Raw genomic sequence first — 20225 nt, forward strand, 5'->3', positions numbered from 1 at the left:
CCGGGCGGCCGCCCCCCGTCCGAGGGGCCGCCCGAAGACGCGGGTCAGGCGACGGCGCGGCGGCGCTGTTCGTTGACCTGGTTGTCCACGCCGTCGATCAGCGCGGTCAGGTGGATGTCGAACTGGATCTCGGCGAAGGGGCCGTTGAGGTTGTTGGCGTGGATGCTGGCCTCGTCCGTGCGCTCGACGACCTTCGGCACCAGCCCCTCGCGGGTCGCATAGGCGAAGTCGTCGTCGATCAGCGGATCGCCCTCGATGTTGATCTGCGTGGTCAGCTTGCGGTGGCTGTCGGCGCTGATGAAGAAATGGATATGCGCCGGGCGCTGGCCGTGGCGGCCCAGGGCGGACAGCAGCTTTTCCGTCGGGCTGCCGGGCGGCACGCCATAGCCGCTGGGCAGGATGCTCTGGAACTTGTAGCGGCCGTCCTGGTCGGCGATGATGGTGCGGCGCATGTTGAACGGCGCCTGCTTTCCGGTCGGGTCGAAATGCGAATAGAAGCCGCGGGTATCGCAATGCCACACCTCGACCTTGGCGCCGGGCAGCGGCTTGCCGTCCGCGCCATGCACGGTGCCATGCATGATCAGCGTGTGCCCGTCGGCATCCGTGCCGTCGTCCAGCCGCGCAAAGCCCACCGATTCCGGGGCGCCGGCGACGTAAAGCGGGCCCTCGATGGTGCGCGGCGTCGGATTGTCGATCCCCAGCGCGGCGTCGATGGCGTCGAGCCGTTCGTCCAGGAAATGGTCGACGCCGAGTCCGGGCGAGATCAGCCCCGCCTGCCCGGCCGCGCCCAGATCGTTCAGCCAGGCCACGCCCGTCCAGTATTCGTCGGGGGTGATGTCCAGGTCGTCGATGGCCTTGAACAGGTCGGACATCAGCCGGTGGATGATCTGCTTCATGCGCGGGTTGCCGCTGTCGCTGTTCTGCCCGCTGAGTTCGCGCAGGAACGCCTGCACGTCGGGCCGGTCGAAAATCTTGACAGTCATGGTCTCTCCTCCTGGATTCTCGTGGAAACTGGGACGGGTCGGCTCCTCCGCCGGCCCTTTGGGAATGATGGCTCTAGCGGTCGTCCTCGCGGATCGAGGACGGGTGGCGCAGCAGCGGCGTCACCTCGATCCTCATGAAGGGAAACAGCGGCAGGCCCGACAGGATCTCGTGCAGCTCGGCATTGTCCCGGACGTCGAGGATGCTGAAATTCGCGTATTCGCCCGCGATGCGCCAGATGTGCCGCCACTTGCCGCTGGCCTGCAGCGCCTGCGAATAGGCCTTTTCCCGCGCGATGATCTCGGCCGCCTCGTCGGCGGGCAGGTCGCGGGGGATGTTCACATCCATCCGAACATGGAACAGCATCGTCATCCTCCTTGGCCGGCGGGGCGGGTCTTGCGGTGCAGGCCGTCGCGGGCAAAGAACGCCACGCGGTCGTCATCCAGCTGGATGCCGAGCCCCGGCCCGGACGGAACCGTCAGCGCGAAGTCGCTGTAATCCAGCGGCTCGCGCAGGATCTCCTCGGTCAGAAGAAGCGGCCCGAACAGTTCCGTGCCCCATTGCAGGTTCGCGAAGGTCGAGAAGGCATGGGCCGAGGCGATGCTGCCCACCGCGCCTTCCAGCATGGTGCCGCCGTAAAGGCCGATCCCGGCGGCATCGGCGATGGCCGCCACCCGCAGCGCGTTGAAGCAGCCGCCGCATTGCTCGATCTTGACGGCAAAGACATCGGCGCCATGCACCCTGGCGAGCTCGAAGGCCGATTCCGGGCCCGAGAGCGATTCATCGGCCATCAGCGCCGTGGGAAAGCGGCGCACCAGCCGCCCCAGCCCCGCGGCCGTGGCCACAGGCTGCTCGACCAGCTCGCAGCCGGCATCGGCCAGCGCCGCCATGCCATGGGCCGCCTCGGTCTCGTTCCAGGCCATGTTCACGTCGACCCGCACCGCGGCGCGGTCGCCAAGCGCGCGCTTGATCGCCGCGACATGGGCGATGTCGTCGCGGATGTCGCGGGCGCCGATCTTCAGCTTGAAGATGCGGTGGCGGCGCAGGTCCAGCATACGCTCGGCCTCGGCGATGTCGGTCGCGGTATCGCCCGAGGCCAGCGTCCAGGCCACCGCCAGCCGGTCGCGGCGCCGGCCGCCCAAAAGCTCGCTGACCGGCAGGCCCAGCCGCTTGCCATGCGCATCCAGAAGCGCGGTTTCGACGGCGCTCTTGGCAAAGCGGTTTTCCTTGACCGCCTTGCCGATGCGCGCCATCAGCGCCTGGATGCGGGTCGCGTCCTGGCCCAGCATCACCGCCGCGAAATAGGTGTCGATCGCCAGCTTCATGCTTTCGGGGCTTTCGCCGCCATAGGCCAGCCCGCCGATCGTCGTGCCTTCGCCGATGCCGACCACGCCGTCGCTGCAATGCAGCTTGACCAGCATCAGGGTCTGGCCGTTCATCGTGGCGACCGACAGCTTGTGCGGCCGGATGGTGGGCAGGTCGACCAGGATGGTCTCGACCCGGTCGATGACCGGGCTGACGGCGTTGGTCGGGGCAAGGGGTGCGAATGTCTGGTTCATGCCGGCAAGATTGCGGCCGGCCATGCCTTTCGTCCAACACCGTTTGGGTTTGATACTATACTTTGAAGGTATTATACTGCGAATTATCCCGCATTTCAGCGGGTTGATCCGCCGCCAAATACCCAGGACGCGCGCAAGATTCGTCTGGCAGACAGGAGGGGGTTTCCATGGATTTGCGGCAGTTGCGCTATTTCGCCGCCGTCGCGCGCGAGCGCAACTTTACCCGCGCAGCCGAAAGCCTGCACATCGCCCAGCCGCCGTTGAGCCGGCAGATCCAGCTGCTCGAGGAAGAGCTGGGCGTCGTCCTGATCATCCGCAAGAGCCGGCCGATCAAGCTGACCGATGCCGGGCGCCTGTTCTATGAACAGGCCCTGCAGGTGCTGGGGCGGGTCGACCAGATGAAGGACGCGACGCGGCGGGTGGGCATGAACCGCAACCGGGTGCTGTCCATCGGCTTCGTGGCCTCGACGCTTTATGGCGGCCTTCCGTCGCTGATCAGGAAGCTGCGCCAGAACGCGCCCGAGCTGGATATCCAGCTGCTCGAAATGCTGTCGATCCAGCAGATACCGGCGCTGAAGGAAGGCCGCATCGACATCGGCTTCGGCCGCCTGAAGCACAGCGACCCGAATGTCGTCAGCACGCTCATGCGCGAGGAACGCCTTGTCGTCGCGCTGCCCGAGGGCACGCCCCTGGCCCAGGACGACGCGCCGCTGCCGCTTGCCGCCGTCGCCGGCCAGAAGCTGATCGTCTACCCCAAGGAGCCGCGCCCCAGCTATGCCGACCAGGTCCTGAGCCTGCTTCAGGACGAGGACATCCGTCCCTCCGAGGTGCTGGAGGTCCGGGAGATCCAGACCGCCCTTGGCCTGGTCGCCGCGGATTCGGGCGTCTGCATCATACCGTCGTCGGCCCGGCAGATGCGGTCCGACGTGCAGTATCGCCTTATCGACAGCCCGCGGGCGGTGTCCCCGGTGATCCTTTACCACCGCGCGGGCGATGCGTCGCGCCATCTCGACCTGGTCAAGCGGCTGATTGGCGACATGTATGCCGAAAAACCGGCCTGGCTTGAAGCCAACAACCTTCGCCCGCCACCTTCGGAAGGCCGCAGGCCCAACCGCGCGTAAGGCCATGCGCCGGGTTCGCCCTGGGGTGCCTGCCCTCACGCGGGGACGCAAGCAGGACTGGGGCCGGGGTGCGGTTTCTGCCGCCTTCCCGCCTTGCGCGTTGATCGACGGCGCTAGCCCTTGATGAGCCTGCGGCGCAGCCAGCCCGAGAAGCTGTCCATCGCCATCACCATCAGCACGATCAGCACCATGTAATAGGCCACGTCCTCCCAGTCCTTCTGGGTCTGGATCGCCTGCGTCAGCAACAGGCCGATGCCGCCGCCGACGATGGCGCCGATCACCGTGGCGCCGCGCGTGTTCGATTCCAGGAAATACAGCACCTGCGACAGCAGCACCGGCGTCACCTGCGGGATCACCCCGAACCGCGCCCGCTGCACGGCGCTCGCGCCGGTCGAGCGGATGCCCTCGACCTGCTTTTCGTCGATGTTTTCCAGCGCTTCCGAGAACATCTTGCCAAAGCTGCCGGTATCGGTCAGCAGGATGGCCAGCGCCCCGGTCATCGGGCCGGGGCCGAAGGCGCGGGCCAGCACGATGGTCCAGATCAGCCCGTCAACGCCGCGGATGAAGTCGAAGACCCGGCGCAGGCCAAAGCGCAGCGCGCCAAAGGGCATCATGTTGCGCGCCGCCATGAAGCCCAGCGGCAGCGCGACCAGCGCCGCGCCGAAGGTGCCCAGGAAGGCCATCAGCACCGTCTCGAACATGGCCCAGATCACGTCGCCGTGCCGCCACATGGCGTTCGTCCAGAAGTCCCGCGCCATGGCGGCGACATTGGGCAGGCCGGGATCGACGCGCGGCCCCCAAAGCGCGCTGGCGGCGATCTCGGGCCAGCTCATGTAGTGGAACGGGCTGTCGAGGGTAAAGAAGAACAGCGCCCAGCCCGGCTGGTAGCGAAAGGTCTCGACCTTGGAGCGGGTATAGGCGAAGCGCCCGGCCGGGGTGGTGACGCTGACCCGGCTGTCCGAGGCGTTGATCCAGTCGGGCAGCGGCTGGGGCGCGGTCAGGTGCAGCCCGCCGTCCTGGGGGCGGATGTCGATCAGCCCATAGCCCGGCACCTCGTAGCGCGCGCCCTGCGCGTCATAGGTGACGACATGGCCCTGGCCCAGGTCGATGCGGGTGGCGTCGCCCTGGGTGGCGATCCAGCCCGGCAGGCGGTCCGGCGGATAGGTGCCCTTGGCCTCGCCGTCGATGGCGACGCGCAAGGCGCCCGAGCGGTTGTCCCGCGTCACATGGGTCTTGTGCTGCCAGAAATCCGACAGCAGCACCGCGGCATTGTCCATCCGCGCCCGCCCGGCCAGCCCGGCGATGTCGAAGGCCATGGCGGCATAGGCCAGGTAGGCCAGGATCGCCAGCGGCACCGCAAAGGCCGCCAGCCGGCGGCGGGCGAAACGGGCCAGCACGGTATCGGCCAGGGCGGGGGAAAGCGTGGCAGCGGTCATGGTTCAGCCCCTTACCAGCCTGCTGCGTGCATGGTCCGACAGCCGGTCGATGGCGACGATGGCGACGAAAAGCAGCGCAAAGATCGCCACCACCTCGTCATAGCGGCCCATGCCCCATTGCATCGCCAGCTTCAGGTCGTAGCCGATGCCGCCCGCACCGACGAAGCCCAGGATGGCGCTGGCGCGCAGGTTGATCTCGAACCGCATCAGCGCATAGGACAGCCAGTTCGGCGCCACCTGCGGCAGGACGCCCAGCCCGACCTGCTGGCCCCAGCCGGCGCCGACCGAGGCAAGCCCCTCGACCGGCTTCAGGTCGGCATTCTCGGCCACTTCGGAAAACAGCTTGCCGAGCGCGCCGGCGGTATGCAGCGAGATGGCGATGACCGCCGGCACCGGCCCGCCGCCGAGGATATAGATCAGCACCAGCGCGACCACGATCTCGGGCACGGCGCGCAGCGCGTCCATCAGCCGGCGAAACAGCCCCGTCAGCCGCGGCCAGCGCGCCAGCCCGCGCGTGGACAGAAGCGCCAGCCCCATCGCCATCAGCCCGCCCATGAGCGTCGAGACGGCGGCGATGTTCAGCGTCTCGACCAGCGAGGGCAGATGCTCGGCCAGCAGGCCGGGCAGGTTCGTGCGCTTCTGCCATGCCTCGGCCAGCACCTCCGAGGGGAAGGCCAGCAGCATCGGCAGCCCGTCGACGAAGCCGCCGGCATTGCGGCTTTCGGCCAGCCGGAACCCGGCCGCCATCATGGCGACGAAGATCACCAGCAAGAGCCCGCCGTAAAGGCGGCGGCGGCGCGTCAGTTCCAGATAGGCGTCGCGGATGTCGTCCGGGGCAAGGGCGGCCATGAAGATCCTGCGGATGAAATGCGGATGCCGCGCCCCCTGGGGGACGCGGCCGGGGGGGGTGCTTTACTGCGCCGTTTCCTGCAACTTGCGCGCGGCGACCACGCCCAGATAGGCGTCATGCGTCACCGGCACGAAATCCATGGCCTCGCCATGGGCGACGCCATAGGCGCAGTCCTTGTCGGTCTCGTGCAGGTCGGCGGTCAGTTGCGTGACCTTGTCCTTGACCTCTTGCGGCAGGGCCTTGCGCAGCACCATCGGCCCTTCCGGGATCAGCTTGGACTTCCAGATCTCGACCAGGTCGTTCATCTCGACCAGCCCGGCATCGGCGGCCTTGCGGAAGGCGCCCGAGTTATAGCCGTCCTCCCAGTCGCCCAGACCGTCGGCCCAGCTGACGCCGGCGTCGAAATCGCCGTTGGCGACGCCGATGATCGCCTGCTCGTGCCCGCCCGCGAAACGGACCTGGCCGAAGAAATCCTCCAGCTTGCCATGGGTCTCGGCCAGCTCGGCCCCCGGCACCAGGTAGCCCGAGGTCGAGTTCGGCTCGGCAAAGGCGAAGGACTTGCCCCTGGCGTCCTCGATCGAGGCGATGCCGCTGTCCTTGCGGGCGAAGCCGATGGCGTAATAGCCGGTCGAGCCGTCCATGTTCTGCTTGGTCAGCACCGGCTCGACCGCCTCGGGATCGGTCAGGTGGATCTTGGCATAGCCCGAGGCGCCCAGCCAGGCCATGTCCAGCGTCCCGCCCAGCAGGCCCTGGATGACGCCGTCGTAATCGGCGGGGGTAAAGACCTTGACCGGCACGCCCAGCTGGGCCTCGATGGCGGCGCGGTAGCATTCGTTCGAGGTCATGCGGTCCTGCGCGTTCTCGCCGCCCATGATCCCGAGGTTGAAGCCGGTGATCGGCTGGGCCGAGGCGGCCGAGATCAGGCCGGAGGTCAGGGCGGTGGCGGCGGCAAGCGCCAGGGCAAGCGGTTTCATGGTCTCTCCATGGGTTGCGGTATTGCGGGAAGCGTCAGGCCATCAACCGCGCGGCATAGGCCGCATCGGCGATGGCATCGGCGGGAATGGCGGTCGAGGTCGCGGCCTCGTTGAAGCTGTGGTCGGCGCCATAGATGTCGCGGGCGACGCCGGTCGAAAGCTGCGCCGGCGTGCCGTCGAAGACGATGCGCCCGTCGCGCATGCCGATCACCCGGTCGCAATAGCGCCGCGCGGTGTCCAGCGTGTGCAGGTTGGCGATGACCATGCGCCCGTCCTCGACATTGATGCGCTTGAGCGTGTTCATGACGATCTGCGCGTTCATCGGGTCGAGGCTGGCGATGGGCTCGTCCGCCAGGATGATCCTGGGGTCTTGCATCAGCGCGCGGGCGATGGCCACGCGCTGCTGCTGGCCGCCCGACAGCGCCTCGGCCCGCTTGGGCGCCTGTTCGGCGATGCCCAGCCGGTCCAGGATCTCCAGCGCGCGCAGGATGTCGGCGCGCGGCCACAGGTTGAACAGCGTGGCCAGCGCCGGGCGGCGGTTCAGCAACCCGTGCAGCACGTTCGAGACCACGTCCATGCGCGGCACCAGGTTGAACTGCTGGAAGATCATCGCGCATTGGCTTTGCCAGGCGCGGCGGTCGCGGCCGCGCAGCGCCAGGATGTCGCGCCCGTCCACGCAGATCCGCCCGGCCGAGGCGTCGGTCAGCCGGTTCATCATCCGCAGGAAGGTCGATTTCCCCGCCCCCGAGCGGCCGATGATGCCGACGAAGGCCGGTCCGTCCACGGCAAAGCTGATGTCGTCCACCGCGGCACGCCCGGAAAAGACGCGGGTGACGTTCTGAACTGCAAGCAAGGCGGCCCTCCATGAGCGGTTGGGGCGCTGATAGCCGGGATCGGTGACGGAATTGGCGCAGTCCGGTGAAGCTTTCTTGACGCCCGCGCCGCCCTTTCCCGAGCGTTTTTCACAGGACGCAAAATCCAAATCCGAGCGTTCGGATCAGGATCAGAACGCCAAGTAATTCTGTCAACTATATGTTTTTACAAGATTATTTCTTGACCTTCGGCGAATCGGCCTCTATATCCTTGCCAAGGTCGCCAGCCAGCCGAAAGCCAGCCAGCAACCAAGACATGCCCGCCAGACAGGAGCAACAGCCATGACCAAAACCGCCTGCAACGCCTGCGCGTTCTACGAGGATCACGTCGCCAACTCCGCCAGCACGCTGTCCGATTCCGGCCTGTGCCGCGCCAACCCGCCCGTCAACCAAAGGGACGCGGACACCAGGGGTTATTGGCCGGTCGTCAAGTCGAACGACTGGTGCGGCCAGTTCGCCACCACCTTCGCGGCCGAATAACCTTTCGCCGCACCGACGCAGGAAAGGCAGCCTCCGGGCTGCCTTTGGCGTTTATCCAACCCGAATCAGAGGGTTGCGGCAAAACCCTCGAGGAACTTGCGCAGCTGCGCGCGCGTCTTGTCGTCGGTCAGGTTGCCCTGGTCGTCGAAGAGCGATTCCGCGCGCGAGACCATCAGCCGCCCCTCGGTCCACAGCGCGGCCTTGAGCGTGCGCAGCACCGGCAGCCAATGGCTTTGCGCCAGGATGGTGCCGAAACCGCCGGGCGAGACGCCGATCACCGCCACCGGCTTGCCCACGAACATCGCCAGCCCCTCGCCGCGCGACATCCAGTCGATGGCGTTCTTGAACACGCCCGGCACGCCGTTGTTGTATTCCGGCGTCACCATCAGCAACCCGTCCGCCGCCGCAAGCTGCGCTTGCAGGGCGCGCACCGGCTGGGGCAGGCCCACCTCGGCCTCCAGATCGCCGTCGTAGAGCGGCACCTCGCGGATCGAGCCGATCTGGACGCGCACCCCCTCGGGCGCCAGGTCGGCCGCGGCGCGCAGCAGCCCGGCGTTGAACGAGGCGCGCCGCAGGCTGCCACTGAGGCCCAGGATCGTCTTGGTCATCGCTGTTTCCTTTCCTGCCTGCCGAGGGTTGCGCGGAACGGCGCCGGCTGTCGCCCAACGCCGCAGGCGCGGAAATCGACGCGATGCCCGGCAAGATTTTTCACGCCATGCCGGGACGGGGCGGATATTGCAGGCCGCGTTCGGTGACGATGGCGGCCAGCCGGATGTCGTGGGGTTGTGGATAGATCGTCGCCAGCCGGGCCGCCTGCAAGCCGACCCCGATCGCCAGCGGCTGCCGCGCGGCCAGCGTGCGGTCGAAATAGCCGCCGCCATAGCCCAGCCGATAGCCCGCGCCGTCCCAGCCGACCAGCGGGGCCAGCACCACCTCGGGCGCCACCGTCTCGGCGCTGGCCGGCACCGGGATGTTCCAATGCCCCCGCCGCATCGCCGCGCCGGGATGCCAGGGGCGAAAGACCAGCGGGCTCGCCGGGCGCACGACCTCCGGCAGGGCCGGGATGGCGCCCCGTTCGTGCAGGCGGGCCAGCCAGGGGCGCAGGTCGGGTTCCGACCGGATCGGCCAATAGCCGGCGATCACCCGGCCGCGGGGATCGGGCAGATGCGCGGCCAGCACCTCGTCCAGGGCCCTGGCGATGGCCGCGGCGGCGGCCTGGCGCGCGGCGATGCTCAGGCCCGCGCGGTGGGCCAGCAATTCCTCGCGCCGCGCCTTGCGCCAGCGCGCCACGTCGCGCGCCTGCTTTGCATCGACCGCCAGCGGGTCGAAGTAATCCGGCGCGATCCGCGCGGCCTGGCAGGGGGGCGAGCCGCCCTGCTCGTCCCCAGCGGCCCCGCCCGGTCCCGCGGTGGAAGGCTGCATCCTGGTCATGCGCGGCAGGGTAGCACGGGACCGAGCGCCGCCAAAGCCCGTGCGCAAGAATCGGCGTGACAGCGCGCCGCGCAGCGGTTATGGATGGCCCATGTCGCATCGAATGCCCTGCACCATTTCGTTTTATTGGTTCCGCTGTCCCCAGCGGAGCCGGGTGTAGCGCGAACGCGATACTGACCCCCAAGCCGCTGGCCCAAGACCGGCGGCTTTTTCAGTTCCATGCGCTTCCGGTCCGGCCTCTTGCAGAAAGTAGAGAGCCATGCCCATCCAGACCGAGAACCTGCATATCGCCACCCTGCGACCCCTGCCCGCCCCGGCCGCCCTGGCCGAATCGCTGCCGCGGGACGAGGCGGTGTCGCGCACCGTCGCCGACAGCCGCGCCGCCATCCGCGCCATCCTGGCCGGGCGCGACGACCGGCTGCTGGTGGTTGCCGGCCCCTGTTCGATCCATGACGTCCCGGCGGCGCTGGATTACGCCGCGCGCCTGGCCGAGCTGCGCCGCGCGCTGTCCGACCGGCTGGAAATCGTCATGCGGGTCTATTTCGAAAAGCCGCGCACGACCGTCGGCTGGAAGGGGCTGATCAACGACCCGCATCTGGATGGCTCGGACCGGATCGAGGACGGGCTGCCCCTGGCCCGCCGCCTGCTGCTGGAGATCAACCGCATGGGCCTGCCGGCGGCGACCGAGTTCCTGGACCCGATCCTGCCGCAGTATTTCGCCGACCTGATCGCCTGGGGCGCCATCGGCGCGCGCACCACGGAAAGCCAGATCCACCGCCAGCTGGCCTCGGGCCTGTCCTGCCCGGTCGGGTTCAAGAACGGCACCGATGGCGGGGTGCAGGTGGCGCTGGACGCGATCCGCTCGGCCGCGCGGCCGCACAGCTTCCCGGCGATCACCGCCCAGGGGGCGGCGGCCATCGCCACCACCACGGGCAACGATGCCTGCCATGTCGTGCTGCGCGGCGGCCATGACGGGCCGAATTACGACGCCGGGCATGTCGCGGCGGTGGCGGCGGCTGCGGCCAAGGCCGGCGTCGAGCCCGGCATCGTCATCGACGCGAGCCACGCCAACAGCGGCAAGGATCCGGCGCGCCAGCCGGCGGTGATTGCCGATGTCGCGGCGCAGATCCGCGCGGGCGAGGCGCGCATCCGCGGCGTCATGCTGGAAAGCAACCTGGTGGCGGGGCGGCAGGATCTGCAGCCCGGCCAGGTGCCGGTCTATGGCCAGAGCATCACCGACGGCTGCCTGGGCTGGGAAGAAAGCCGCGCGCTGCTGCTGGATCTGGCCGGGGCCGCCGCCACGCGCCTGCGCCGCGCCGCCTGACGCGGGCGTCGCCGGACGCTCAATGCCTGACGAGGGCATCGTCTGACGAGGACATCGCGTGGCGGCGGCGAAATCGCAAGGTTTTGCGTCGCACCGATCCGGGCATGGCAGGGGCCGCATGGTTTCAAGCGGCCCCTGCCCTGTCCAGCCCCGGCCCCCGCCGCTTCAGCCGCGGATGCCGGTCGCGAACATCGGCCCGCCGCGCCAGCGCGGAAAGCCGTAGCCGTGGATCTCGACCAGATCGATGTCGGCGGGAGTTTGCGCGACGCCCTCGTCCAGGATCGCCTGCCCCTCGGCCGCCATCTCGGCGACCAGATGTGCGGAGATCGCCTCGCGGTCCATCGCCGCGCCGGGGGTGATCGCGCCCGCCAGCAGCGCGGCCACCAGGGCCGAGGGCTGCGGGCGCCGCTCGCCCGGCGCATAGTCATACCAGCCGCCGCCGGTCTTTTGCCCCTTGCGGCCGGCGCGGACCAGGATGTCGCCCAGCGTCTCGGGCACCGCCTGCCCCGCCGCCCGCGCGCCCTCGCGTTGCAGGAAGGCGATGTCGAGCCCGCCCAGATCCTGCGCCTCGAACGGGCCCATGGCAAAGCCATGGCCGCGCATGGCGGCGTCGATCTCGGCAATCGCCACGCCCTGGCGGACCAGCGCCTCGGCCGCCGCGCGATAGCGCTTCAGGATGCGGTTGCCGATGAAGCCCTCGCAGATGCCGGCGCGGACCGGGATCTTCTTCAGCAGCCGTGCCAGGGCAAAGCCGGTGGCCAGCGTGCGCTCCGAGGTTTGGGGCACGGGCACGATCTCCAGGAGCTTCATCACATTGGCCGGGCTGAAGAAATGCAGGCCGATGAAACGCTCGGGGCCGGGCAGCCCCCCGGCGATGGCGCGCGGGTCGAGATAGGAGGTATTGGTCGCCAGCACCGCATCCGGCCGGCAGACCTGGGCGAGCCGGTCGAAGACGGCGCGCTTGACCCCGATCTCTTCGAACACCGCCTCGATGACCAGATCGGCATCGGCCAGCAGGGCGTAGTCGGTGGTCCCGGTGACGCCGGCCAGCCGGTCGGCGGCCTGCGCCTGGGTCAGCTTGCCGCGCCGGACGGCGCCGTCGAAGATGCCGCGCAGGTTGGCCATGCCGCGTGCCACCGCCTCGTCGTCGCGTTCGACCAGCACCACCGGCAGGCCGGCGTCGCGCAGGGCAGCGGCGATGCCCGCGCCCATGGTGCCGCCGCCGACCACCGCCGCGCGGCGCAGGGGCAAGGGCTCGACATCGCGCAGGGCGGCCGGGCGCGGCGCGGCGCGCTCGGCGAAGAAGACGTGACGCAGCGCCGCCGCCTGTTCCGAGCTGCGCAGCTCCAGGAAGGTCTCGCGCTCGAAGGCCATGGCCTCGGCAAAGCTTGCCTCGGCCGCCTTGCGCAGGCAGGCCAGCGCCCGCAGCGGCGCGGCGGCGCCCTTGGCGGCCTTGGCGACGGCCTTTTCCTGCTCGGCCCAGAAGGCCGGGTCGGGCGCGGCGACGGGGCGGGCCGAGCTCGGCTGGGGCAAGGGCCGGGTCAGCGCGTGGCGGGCAAAGGCCACGGCGCCTTCCAGCAGATCGCCCTGGATCACCGCATCGACCAGCCCGGCCTCGGCGGCTTGCGCCGCCCGCAGGGGCCGGCCCGAAGTCACCAGTTCGACCGCGGCCGGAACGCCCACCAGGCGCGGCGTGCGCACCGTGCCCGAAGCGCCGGGAACGATGCCCAGGCTCACCTCGGGCAGGCCCAGCGAGGCACCCTGCGCGGCCACCCGGAAGCGGCAGCCCATCGCCACCTCGAGCCCGCCGCCAAGCGCCGAGCCGTGGATCGCCGCGACCCAGGGCTTCGCGGCCGCCTCGATCCGGTCCACCAGGTCGGGCAGGTGCGGCGGAACAGGCGGCTTGCCGAATTCGGTCACGTCCGCGCCGGCGATGAAGGTGCGGCCGGCGCAGACCAGGACCACCGCCGCGACCGAGCCGTCGGCGTCCAGCGTCTCCACCGCGTCCCACAGCCCCTGCCGCAGCGCCGCGGACAGCGCGTTGACGGGCGGGTTGTCCACGGTCACGGTGGCGATTTCCCCTTGGCGGGCGATGGTTACGGTCATTTCCTCATATCCCCAGATAGGCTTCGCGGATGCGCGGATCGGCGATCAGCTCCTCGGCCGGACCCTGCATGGTGATCTGGCCGGTTTCCATGACATAGCCGCGGTCGGCGATCTTCAGCGCGCCGAAGGCGTTCTGCTCGACCAGCAGCACGGTCACGCCGAGCGCCTTGAGCCCGCTGACCACGTCGAAGATCTGCTGGACGATGATCGGCGCCAGGCCCATCGAGGGCTCGTCCAGAAGCAGGCAGGACGGACGGCCCATCAGCGCCCGCGCCATGGCCAGCATCTGCTGCTGGCCGCCCGACAGGCCCCCGGCGGCAAGGTTGCGCTTCTGCTTCAGGATCGGGAACATCTGGAAGGCGTCTTCCATGTCCTTTTCCACCCGCTCGTCGCTGTAGAGGAAGGCGCCGAGGCGCAGGTTCTCCTCGACCGTCAGGTTGGTGAAGATCTGCCGCCCCTCGGGCGATTGCGCCAGGCCCCGCGCCAGCCGCCGATAGGCCGGCACCGGGGCCAGCGGCTCGCCGCGGAAGGTGATGGTGCCGGCCGAGACCGGCTGCACCCCCGACAGGCAGCGCAGCAGCGTGGTCTTGCCCGCGCCATTGGCGCCGACCACGGTGACGATCTCGCCGGAATCGACATGCAGGTCGATGCCGTGCAAGACCTCGATGCGCCCGTAGCGCGAGCGCAAGCCCTCAACCGTCAGCATCGGCACCCTCCTCGGTTCCCAGATAGGCGGCGATCACCGCCGGGTTGCGGCTGACCTCGGCCGGCGCGCCCTCGGCGATCTTTTCGCCATGGTCCAGCACGACGATATGGCTGGAAATGCGCATGACCATCTTCATGTCATGCTCGACCAGCAGGATGGCGGTGCCGGAGGCGGCGACCTCGGCGATCAGGTGGTCGATCTCCTCGGTCTCGACGGCGTTGCAGCCCGCCGCCGGCTCGTCGAGCAGCAGCACCTTGGGCCGCATCGCCAGCGCCCGCGCGATCTCGAGCCGCTTGAGCGAGCCATAGGACAGGTTCCCCGCCTCGCGGTCCGCCGCGCGCTCCAGCCCGACGCGGGCCAGCAGTTCGCGCGCGCCCGCCTCGGCCGCGCGGGCCCGGCGGCGCGAGGATGGCAGGTGCAGGAGATCCGCCAGCACCGGCCCCCTTTCCTGCAGGTGAAAGCCCGAGATGGCGTTTTCCAGCACCGTCATGTTCTGGAAGATCTGCAGGTTCTGGAAGGTGCGCGACATGCCGCGGCTTGCCAGACGGAACGGCGCCATGCCGGTCACGTCCTCGCCCTCCAGCACGACGCGGCCCGATCCGGGCTGGTAGACGCCCGAGATCATGTTGAACAGCGTGGTCTTGCCGGCGCCGTTCGGGCCGATGACCGAGACGATCTCGCCCGGCTCGACCTTGAAGCTGACATCATGCACGGCCTTGATGCCGCCGAAGCTGATGCCCAGACCCTCGACCGAAAGCAGCGTCATTCGCCCCTCCCCCGCAGCTTGCGCAGGATCGAGGGCAAGAGCCCCTCCCGCAGGAAGATCATCACCAGCATCATCACCAGGCCCAGGACGAGCTGTTCGTATTCGGCAAAGACGGTCAGCACCTGCGGCAGCAGCGTCAGGATGCCGGCGCCGAAGATCGCGCCCAGCACCGAGCCGGCGCCGCCCAGGACGGCCATCGTCACCATCTCGATCGAATGCATGAAGCCGGCGACGTCGGGGGTGATGAACTTGTTCTGAAGCGCCACCAGCGAGCCCGCGACCGAGGCATAGACGGCCGAGATGACGAAGGCCTGCAGCTTGACCCGCGCGACATCGATGCCCACGGTGCCCGCGGCGATTTCCGAGCCGTGCAGCGCCCGCAGCGCCCGGCCGCTGGGGCTTTGATAGAGGTTCAGCGCGATCCAGGCGCCGATCAGCAGCACGATGCCGCAGAAGAAATACCAGAACTGGCCGTTGGTCAGGTCCAGCCCCCAGTCTTTCAAGAGCCCGCGCAAGCCCAGTTCGGGCACTGCGATGCCGTCCGGCCCGCCGGTCAGCTGGCGTTCGTTGTTCAGCACCATGGCGACCAGGATGCCGAAGCCCAGCGTGGCGACGGCCAGGTAATAGCCCTTGAGCCGCAGGATCGGCCGCCCGACCAGATAGGCCAGCACGCCCGAGATCACCGCGCCCAGCACCACCGCCAGCGACGGATGCAGGCCCAGATGCGTGGGCGCCAAGGCGCAGGCATAGCCGCCGATGCCGGCGAAACCGGCATGGCCCAGGCTGATCTGTCCGGCATAGCCGGTCAGGATCACGATCCCGGTCACGGCCAGCCCGTTGACGAAGATCAGCGCGCCGACGCGGTAGTAGTAGCCCGAGGGAAAGAAGAACGGCGTCACCGCGATCAGCGCGGCCAGCACCAGCAGCGTGGCGGATTTGGCGGTCAGTCTCGGCATCACACCCGCTCCGTCGATTTGCGGCCGAACAGGCCCTGCGGCATGAAGAACAGCACCAGCAGGATCACGACGAAGGCCGCGGCCTCCTTGTAGGTCGAGGACAGGTAGCCCGCGGTCAGCGCCTCGATCAGCCCGATCAGGAAACCGCCGGCCAGCGCACCCTTGGGATTGCCCATGCCGCCCAGCATGGCGCCGGCAAAGCCTTTCAGCGCGAAGCCGATGCCGACGCTATAGGCGGTCAGGGTGATCGGCGTCGCCAAGACCCCGGCCAGCGCGCCGATCCCGGCCGACAGCGCAAAGGACAGCGTCATGACGAAATTGGTGTTGATGCCGACCAGCTGCGCCGCCAGCCGGTTGTTCGAGGTGGCCAGCACCGCCCGGCCCAGGAGCGTGCGGGTGAAGAACAGCCACAGCCCGGCAAAGACCACCAGCGCGCCGCCGATCACCCACAGGCTTTGCGGCTGGATCGTCGCGCCGCCGATGCGCAGCGGCGTGTCGCCGGAAAAGGCCGGGAAGCTGTGGATCTGCTTGTCGAAGACCAGCTGCGCCGCGCCCTGCAGAAAGACCGAGGCGCCGATGGTGATGATGATGAGCGAGACGACGGGCGCGCCGCGCGCCGGCTCGATCGCCAGCTTGTTGATCGCGACCCCCAGGGCTGCGGTCGCCAGGATGGCGACCAGCGCCGCCAGCGGCAGCGGCAGCCCGGCGGCATGGGCGAACCATGTGACCATGCCGCCCAGCATGACGAACTCGCCCTGGGCGAAGTTCACCACGTCCGAGGCGTTGTAGATGATGGTGAAACCCAGGGCGACCAGCGCATAGACCGCGCCCACCGTCAGCCCTGAAAACAGGAATTGCAGAAGTTCAGACATGCCGAGGCTCTCTGGCTGGGCTCTCCCGAGCGGGCGGAAGCGGTCCCCAGGGCGGGGACCGCGCGGGGTCATTCGACGATGGACCAGCTGCCGTCCTTGACCTCCAGCATGCGGAAGGCCGACAGGTCCAGCCCCAGATGGTCCTCGGGCGACATGGTGTAGATGCCGGTCGTGCCCGCCAGCCCCGAGGTCTGCTCCAGCGCGTCGCGGATCGCGGCGGGTTCCGCGGAACCGGCGCGCGTCACCGCATCGACCAGCAGGGCGAAGCCGTCATGGGCATAGCCGCCGAAGGTGCCGACCGGCTCGTTGAACTTGCCCTCGAAGGCGGCCTTGTAGGCCGTCACCACCGGCTTTTGCGGATCGTCCTCGGCCAAGAGGTCCGCGACGAGCAGCGCGGTGCCGGGCAGGCGCACGCCCTCGGCCGCTTCCTTGCCGGCAAGCTCGATGAACCCGTCCGAGGCGACGCCATGCGACTGGTAGAGCGGCAGCTCGATGCCCAGCTGGCGATAGTTGCGCGTCACGATGGACGGGCCCTGGCCGAAGCCGGGGTTCAGCACCGCCTGCACGCCATCGGTGTTGCGGATCTTGGTCAGCTGCGCCGTCATGTCGGCGTCCTTGGGGTCATAGGTCTCGTCCGCGGCGATCTCGATGCCGTATTCGCCGACCACGTCCTTGCATTGCGCCTGCATCGAGGCGCCGAAGCCGTCGGTGCCCGAGATCATGCCGATCTTCTGGATGCCGCTTTTCTGCATGTCCTCGAAGATCTTCTGGCAGGCCATGCGGTCGGTATGCGGGGTCTTGAAGGTAAAGGGCTTGACCGGCTGGATGATGTCGATGGCGCCGGCCAGCGAGATGAAGGGGATCTCGGCGTCCTCGGCCACGGCCAGGATCGACATCGAGGTGCCGGTGGTGGTGCCGCCGATGATGGCCTGCACCTCGTCGTCCTCGATCAGCCGGGTGGCGAAGGTGCGCGCCTTGTTGGCGTCGCCGCCGTCGTCGTAAAGCACCAGCGCGATCTCTTCGCCGTTGATGCCGCCCTTGGCGTTCAGCTCCTCGACCAGCATTTGCAGGGTCTTGGCCTCGGGGTCGCCGAGGAAGGCGGCGGGGCCGGTCGCGGAAACCGAGGCGCCGATCCTGATCTCGGCGCTGGCGGCAGAGGCCAGGCCAAGCGCGATCAGCGCGGCCGGAACGGTCGTCGTCAGGGTCTTTTTCATGATGTGTCTCCTCCCAGAGAACCAGTTTACAGGGTCAGGCCGCCGCAGGCCGGCGCCACATGGCGCGCCGGAACCGGCTGGCGACGAAGGCGGTGTCGGTCAGGCAGGCATTGCCGGCCGGGTTGGCGCCGGTGACGTGGAAATCGCTGAAGGCAGCCGATTGGTTGACATAGATATTGCCGGTCAGGTTCACCGACAGGTTGACGCCGGCCGCGGCAAAGGCCTGCGCGGCGCGGGCGATGCGCGCCTCGTCCCGGTCGTAGAGCGCGGCGGTGATCGCGCCCTTGCACCGCGCCAGCTCGGCGGCCCGCGCAATGGCGGCATCGGCATCCTTCACCGCGACGACGAAGGCGACGGGGCCGAAGCATTCCCGCTCGCAGGCCGGATCGCCGTCCCGCAGCGCCAAGAGCAGCGGGGTGGCGGTCCGCCCCTGCCCCACGGGCGCCGAATCGCGCAGCACCCGGCCCAGGCCGCGCGCCTGCTGCACCCGCTCCAGCGTCGCCTGGTTGGCGATGGCGCCGCAGATGCCCGCCGCGCGGGCCGGGTCGGCCAGCAGGGCGTCGATGGAGCCGGCCAGCGCCAGCCCGACCTCGTCGAAGCTCTTGCGGCCCTGGTCGGTGTCGATGCCGCCTTCCGGGACATAGATGTTCTGCGGCGCGGTGCACATCTGCCCGGAATAAAGCGCCAGCGAAAAGGCCAGGTTGTCGCACATGCCGGCGAAGTCGTCGGTCGCGGCGATGGTGACGGTGTTCACCCCCGCCTCTTCGGTGAACAGCTGCGCCTGCGTCGCGTGGCTGCGCAGCCAGTCGCCGAAAGCGGCCGAGCCGGTATAGTCGATCAGCCGCACCGCCGGATCGGTGGCGAGTTCCTGGGTGATCTCGGCCCCGCGCTCGTCCACGGCCAGCAGCACCGAATCGGCGGGCAGGCCGGCCTCGGCCAGCACCTCGCGCAAGACCCGCACGGTCAGCGCCAGCGGCAGGATGGCGGCGGGATGCGGCTTGACGATCACCGGGTTGCCGGTGGCGAGGCTGGCAAAGATCCCGGAATAGCTGTTCCAGGTCGGGAAGGTGTTGCAGCCGATGGCCAGCGACAGGCCCGCGGGCACGATCGACCAGTGCTTTTCCAGCAGGATCGGCGCCGCCTTGCCCTGAGGCTTTTCCCAGCGCGCCTGCGGGGCAAAGCGCGTCATCTCGTCCCAGGCCATCGCCACGGCCTCGAGCCCGCGGTCCTGGGCATGCGGCCCGCCCGCCTGGAAGGCCATGGCAAAGGCCTGGCCGGTGGTGTGCATGGTGGCCTGGCCGATAAGGAAGCTCATGCGGTTGAGCCGCACCAGCGCCTCGAGGCAGGCGCCCACCCGCGCCTCGGGGCTGGCCGCCGCCAGCGCCGGCTGCGCCGCCTGCGCCGCGGCGATCAGCGTCGCGGCATCGGCGGCCGGATAGGTGATCCCCAGCGCGCCGCCAAAGGGCGAGACCTCGGCACCCAGCCGGCGCTGATTCGGATGCCCAGGCAGTTCGAAGGCGGCATTGCGCAGCGCCGCGAAGCCGGTTTCGCCGTCCTGGCGCGCCGTTTCCCCATAGATCTTGCCGCTTGGAATCTCGGGGAACGGGCTCCAGAATGCGCGCTGGCGGACAGCGTCCAGCGCGGCGTCCAGCATCGGCCGATGGCGGTCGAAAAATTCTGTCACGGCGTTCCCCCTCATTTGCCAGATTATCATTGACCGGCCGGTCGGTTTATGCAACAAAAATTTTCAGGGAGCCCCAGAAGCCGGGGCATGGGAGTTTTACCGATGACGGAAACCGTCCTGACGGCCTTGGCCGATGGCGTGCTGACGCTGACGCTCAATCGCCCCGACAAGCTGAATTCCTTCAACAAGGACATGCACCTGGCGCTGCATGCCGGCCTGCAAAGGGCGCATGACGATGCCGCGGTGCGCGCGGTGCTGCTGACCGGCGCCGGCCGCGGCTTCTGCGCCGGCCAGGACCTGGGCGACCGCGACCCGCGCAACGGCGGCGAGGCGCCCGACCTGGGCCATACGCTGGAAGCCTATTACAACCCCTCGGTGCGGCTGATCCGTTCGCTGGCCAAGCCGGTGGTCTGCGCGGTGAACGGCGTGGCCGCCGGCGCCGGTGCGAACATCGCCATCGCCTGCGACATCGTGCTGGCGGCGAAATCGGCGAAATTCGTCCAGGCCTTCGCCAAGATCGGGCTGGTGCCGGATGCCGGCGGCTCCTGGTCGCTGACCCGCATCCTGGGCGAGCCGCGCGCCAAGGCGCTGACCCTGACGGCCGAGCCGCTGGGTGCGGAAAAGGCGGCCGAATGGGGCCTGATCTGGAAGACCGTCGAGGACGCGGCGCTGATGGACGAGGCCACGGCGCTGGCGAAATCGCTGGCGGCCGGCCCGACGCTGGGGCTGGGCCTGACCAAGCAGATGATCCAGGCCTCGGCCGGCAACAGCCTGGAAGAGCAGCTCGACCTGGAGCGCGACTGCCAGCGGCGGGCCGGCCACAGCGCCGATTATGCCGAAGGCGTCGCCGCCTTCCTGGAAAAGCGCAAGCCGGAGTTCAGGGGACAATGAAC

The 20225-nt window shown here is 69.1% G+C and carries 20 protein-coding genes; 4 read left to right on the forward strand and 16 right to left on the reverse strand.

What is annotated here, in order from left to right:
- Positions 1 to 44: 44 nt before the first annotated feature.
- The 3 genes from catA to FE811_RS08130 all read right to left on the reverse strand — a co-directional run bounded on the left by catA (position 45) and on the right by FE811_RS08130 (position 2564).
- Positions 45 to 983, reverse strand: coding sequence for a catechol 1,2-dioxygenase (gene catA / locus FE811_RS08120; RefSeq protein ID WP_140847099.1), 939 nt, complete (start codon positions 981 to 983; stop codon positions 45 to 47).
- Positions 984 to 1056: 73 nt separating this feature from the next.
- The gene (catC, locus tag FE811_RS08125; protein WP_036755346.1) at positions 1057 to 1347 is read right to left on the reverse strand and encodes a muconolactone Delta-isomerase; all 291 of its coding nucleotides are present in this window, start codon (positions 1345 to 1347) and stop codon (positions 1057 to 1059) included.
- Positions 1348 to 1349: 2 nt separating this feature from the next.
- Complete coding sequence (locus FE811_RS08130) at positions 1350 to 2564, reverse strand: muconate/chloromuconate family cycloisomerase (protein WP_305034184.1); 1215 nt, start codon at positions 2562 to 2564, stop codon at positions 1350 to 1352.
- 143 nt (positions 2565 to 2707) lie between these two features.
- Here FE811_RS08130 and FE811_RS08135 point away from each other — a divergent pair, with 143 nt between their 5' ends.
- Entirely contained in the window at positions 2708 to 3661 is a 954-nt protein-coding gene (locus tag FE811_RS08135; protein ID WP_036755349.1) for a LysR family transcriptional regulator, read from the forward strand.
- A 113-nt stretch (positions 3662 to 3774) separates the two neighbouring features.
- On the opposite strand, the gene phnE (FE811_RS08140) is transcribed toward FE811_RS08135, so the two are convergent.
- The 4 genes from phnE (FE811_RS08140) to phnC all read right to left on the reverse strand — a co-directional run bounded on the left by phnE (FE811_RS08140) (position 3775) and on the right by phnC (position 7774).
- Positions 3775 to 5097 (reverse strand): phosphonate ABC transporter, permease protein PhnE, encoded by a 1323-nt coding sequence (gene phnE / locus FE811_RS08140; RefSeq protein ID WP_140847102.1) that lies wholly within the window; start codon positions 5095 to 5097, stop codon positions 3775 to 3777.
- Positions 5098 to 5100: 3 nt separating this feature from the next.
- Positions 5101 to 5946: a phosphonate ABC transporter, permease protein PhnE gene (gene phnE, locus FE811_RS08145; RefSeq protein ID WP_072462622.1), complete on the reverse strand. Its 846-nt coding sequence runs from the start codon at positions 5944 to 5946 to the stop codon at positions 5101 to 5103.
- Between the two features lie 63 nt (positions 5947 to 6009).
- Positions 6010 to 6921 carry a phosphonate ABC transporter substrate-binding protein gene (gene phnD, locus FE811_RS08150; RefSeq protein ID WP_036755356.1) on the reverse strand — a complete coding sequence of 304 codons (912 nt, stop codon included), beginning with the start codon at positions 6919 to 6921 and terminating at the stop codon, positions 6010 to 6012.
- Positions 6922 to 6955: 34 nt separating this feature from the next.
- Entirely contained in the window at positions 6956 to 7774 is an 819-nt protein-coding gene (gene phnC, locus FE811_RS08155; protein WP_140847105.1) for a phosphonate ABC transporter ATP-binding protein, read from the reverse strand.
- 301 nt (positions 7775 to 8075) lie between these two features.
- Between phnC and FE811_RS08160 the strand changes: the two genes are divergently transcribed.
- Positions 8076 to 8273 (forward strand): hypothetical protein, encoded by a 198-nt coding sequence (locus tag FE811_RS08160; protein WP_036755362.1) that lies wholly within the window; start codon positions 8076 to 8078, stop codon positions 8271 to 8273.
- Positions 8274 to 8338: 65 nt separating this feature from the next.
- On the opposite strand, the gene FE811_RS08165 is transcribed toward FE811_RS08160, so the two are convergent.
- Entirely contained in the window at positions 8339 to 8881 is a 543-nt protein-coding gene (locus tag FE811_RS08165) for an NADPH-dependent FMN reductase (protein WP_140847108.1), read from the reverse strand.
- A 100-nt stretch (positions 8882 to 8981) separates the two neighbouring features.
- Positions 8982 to 9695, reverse strand: coding sequence for a 5-formyltetrahydrofolate cyclo-ligase (locus FE811_RS08170; RefSeq protein WP_255469691.1), 714 nt, complete (start codon positions 9693 to 9695; stop codon positions 8982 to 8984).
- A 268-nt stretch (positions 9696 to 9963) separates the two neighbouring features.
- Here FE811_RS08170 and FE811_RS08175 point away from each other — a divergent pair, with 268 nt between their 5' ends.
- Entirely contained in the window at positions 9964 to 11028 is a 1065-nt protein-coding gene (locus FE811_RS08175) for a 3-deoxy-7-phosphoheptulonate synthase (RefSeq protein WP_140847115.1), read from the forward strand.
- 165 nt (positions 11029 to 11193) lie between these two features.
- On the opposite strand, the gene FE811_RS08180 is transcribed toward FE811_RS08175, so the two are convergent.
- The 7 genes from FE811_RS08180 to paaN form a co-directional block, all read right to left on the reverse strand.
- Positions 11194 to 13134 carry a 3-hydroxyacyl-CoA dehydrogenase NAD-binding domain-containing protein gene (locus FE811_RS08180; RefSeq protein ID WP_140847121.1) on the reverse strand — a complete coding sequence of 647 codons (1941 nt, stop codon included), beginning with the start codon at positions 13132 to 13134 and terminating at the stop codon, positions 11194 to 11196.
- A gap of 4 nt (positions 13135 to 13138) precedes the next feature.
- On the reverse strand, positions 13139 to 13840 hold the full coding sequence (locus FE811_RS08185; RefSeq protein ID WP_114537951.1) for an ABC transporter ATP-binding protein: 702 nt from the start codon (positions 13838 to 13840) through the stop codon (positions 13139 to 13141).
- A complete protein-coding gene (locus FE811_RS08190) occupies positions 13827 to 14606 on the reverse strand; it encodes an ABC transporter ATP-binding protein (protein ID WP_036755371.1) in 780 nt (259 codons plus the stop codon). The genes FE811_RS08185 and FE811_RS08190 overlap by 14 nt, the downstream gene beginning before the upstream one ends.
- Entirely contained in the window at positions 14603 to 15562 is a 960-nt protein-coding gene (locus FE811_RS08195) for a branched-chain amino acid ABC transporter permease (RefSeq protein ID WP_072462616.1), read from the reverse strand. The genes FE811_RS08190 and FE811_RS08195 overlap by 4 nt, the downstream gene beginning before the upstream one ends.
- Complete coding sequence (locus FE811_RS08200; protein WP_036755374.1) at positions 15562 to 16434, reverse strand: branched-chain amino acid ABC transporter permease; 873 nt, start codon at positions 16432 to 16434, stop codon at positions 15562 to 15564. The genes FE811_RS08195 and FE811_RS08200 overlap by 1 nt, the downstream gene beginning before the upstream one ends.
- A gap of 68 nt (positions 16435 to 16502) precedes the next feature.
- Positions 16503 to 17648, reverse strand: a complete 1146-nt coding sequence (locus FE811_RS08205; RefSeq protein ID WP_140847124.1) for an ABC transporter substrate-binding protein — start codon at positions 17646 to 17648, stop codon at positions 16503 to 16505.
- A gap of 34 nt (positions 17649 to 17682) precedes the next feature.
- Positions 17683 to 19332: a phenylacetic acid degradation protein PaaN gene (paaN, locus tag FE811_RS08210; protein WP_140847127.1), complete on the reverse strand. Its 1650-nt coding sequence runs from the start codon at positions 19330 to 19332 to the stop codon at positions 17683 to 17685.
- A 102-nt stretch (positions 19333 to 19434) separates the two neighbouring features.
- On the opposite strand from paaN, the gene paaG reads away from it, so the two are divergent.
- A complete protein-coding gene (gene paaG, locus FE811_RS08215; RefSeq protein WP_140847130.1) occupies positions 19435 to 20223 on the forward strand; it encodes a 2-(1,2-epoxy-1,2-dihydrophenyl)acetyl-CoA isomerase PaaG in 789 nt (262 codons plus the stop codon).
- Positions 20224 to 20225: the final 2 nt, after the last annotated feature.

It is taken from the genome of Paracoccus sp. FO-3, from assembly GCF_006386455.1.
Taxonomy (GTDB): domain Bacteria; phylum Pseudomonadota; class Alphaproteobacteria; order Rhodobacterales; family Rhodobacteraceae; genus Paracoccus; species Paracoccus versutus.

What these genes read in the sequence shown, in the direction of transcription:
- FE811_RS08170 (WP_255469691.1), bottom strand. Translation starts at nt 9,695, where the DNA reads ATGCAGCCTTCCACCGCGGGACCGGGCGGGGCCGCTGGGGACGAGCAG.
- paaG (WP_140847130.1), top strand. Translation starts at nt 19,435, where the DNA reads ATGACGGAAACCGTCCTGACGGCCTTGGCCGATGGCGTGCTGACGCTG.
- FE811_RS08165 (WP_140847108.1), bottom strand. Translation starts at nt 8,881, where the DNA reads ATGACCAAGACGATCCTGGGCCTCAGTGGCAGCCTGCGGCGCGCCTCG.
- FE811_RS08160 (WP_036755362.1), top strand. Translation starts at nt 8,076, where the DNA reads ATGACCAAAACCGCCTGCAACGCCTGCGCGTTCTACGAGGATCACGTC.
- FE811_RS08135 (WP_036755349.1), top strand. Translation starts at nt 2,708, where the DNA reads ATGGATTTGCGGCAGTTGCGCTATTTCGCCGCCGTCGCGCGCGAGCGC.
- FE811_RS08180 (WP_140847121.1), bottom strand. Translation starts at nt 13,134, where the DNA reads ATGACCGTAACCATCGCCCGCCAAGGGGAAATCGCCACCGTGACCGTG.
- catC (WP_036755346.1), bottom strand. Translation starts at nt 1,347, where the DNA reads ATGCTGTTCCATGTTCGGATGGATGTGAACATCCCCCGCGACCTGCCC.
- FE811_RS08200 (WP_036755374.1), bottom strand. Translation starts at nt 16,434, where the DNA reads ATGTCTGAACTTCTGCAATTCCTGTTTTCAGGGCTGACGGTGGGCGCG.
- phnE (WP_140847102.1), bottom strand. Translation starts at nt 5,097, where the DNA reads ATGACCGCTGCCACGCTTTCCCCCGCCCTGGCCGATACCGTGCTGGCC.
- catA (WP_140847099.1), bottom strand. Translation starts at nt 983, where the DNA reads ATGACTGTCAAGATTTTCGACCGGCCCGACGTGCAGGCGTTCCTGCGC.
- FE811_RS08130 (WP_305034184.1), bottom strand. Translation starts at nt 2,564, where the DNA reads ATGGCCGGCCGCAATCTTGCCGGCATGAACCAGACATTCGCACCCCTT.
- phnD (WP_036755356.1), bottom strand. Translation starts at nt 6,921, where the DNA reads ATGAAACCGCTTGCCCTGGCGCTTGCCGCCGCCACCGCCCTGACCTCC.
- FE811_RS08190 (WP_036755371.1), bottom strand. Translation starts at nt 14,606, where the DNA reads ATGACGCTGCTTTCGGTCGAGGGTCTGGGCATCAGCTTCGGCGGCATC.
- FE811_RS08205 (WP_140847124.1), bottom strand. Translation starts at nt 17,648, where the DNA reads ATGAAAAAGACCCTGACGACGACCGTTCCGGCCGCGCTGATCGCGCTT.
- FE811_RS08175 (WP_140847115.1), top strand. Translation starts at nt 9,964, where the DNA reads ATGCCCATCCAGACCGAGAACCTGCATATCGCCACCCTGCGACCCCTG.
- phnE (WP_072462622.1), bottom strand. Translation starts at nt 5,946, where the DNA reads ATGGCCGCCCTTGCCCCGGACGACATCCGCGACGCCTATCTGGAACTG.
- FE811_RS08195 (WP_072462616.1), bottom strand. Translation starts at nt 15,562, where the DNA reads ATGCCGAGACTGACCGCCAAATCCGCCACGCTGCTGGTGCTGGCCGCG.
- FE811_RS08185 (WP_114537951.1), bottom strand. Translation starts at nt 13,840, where the DNA reads ATGCTGACGGTTGAGGGCTTGCGCTCGCGCTACGGGCGCATCGAGGTC.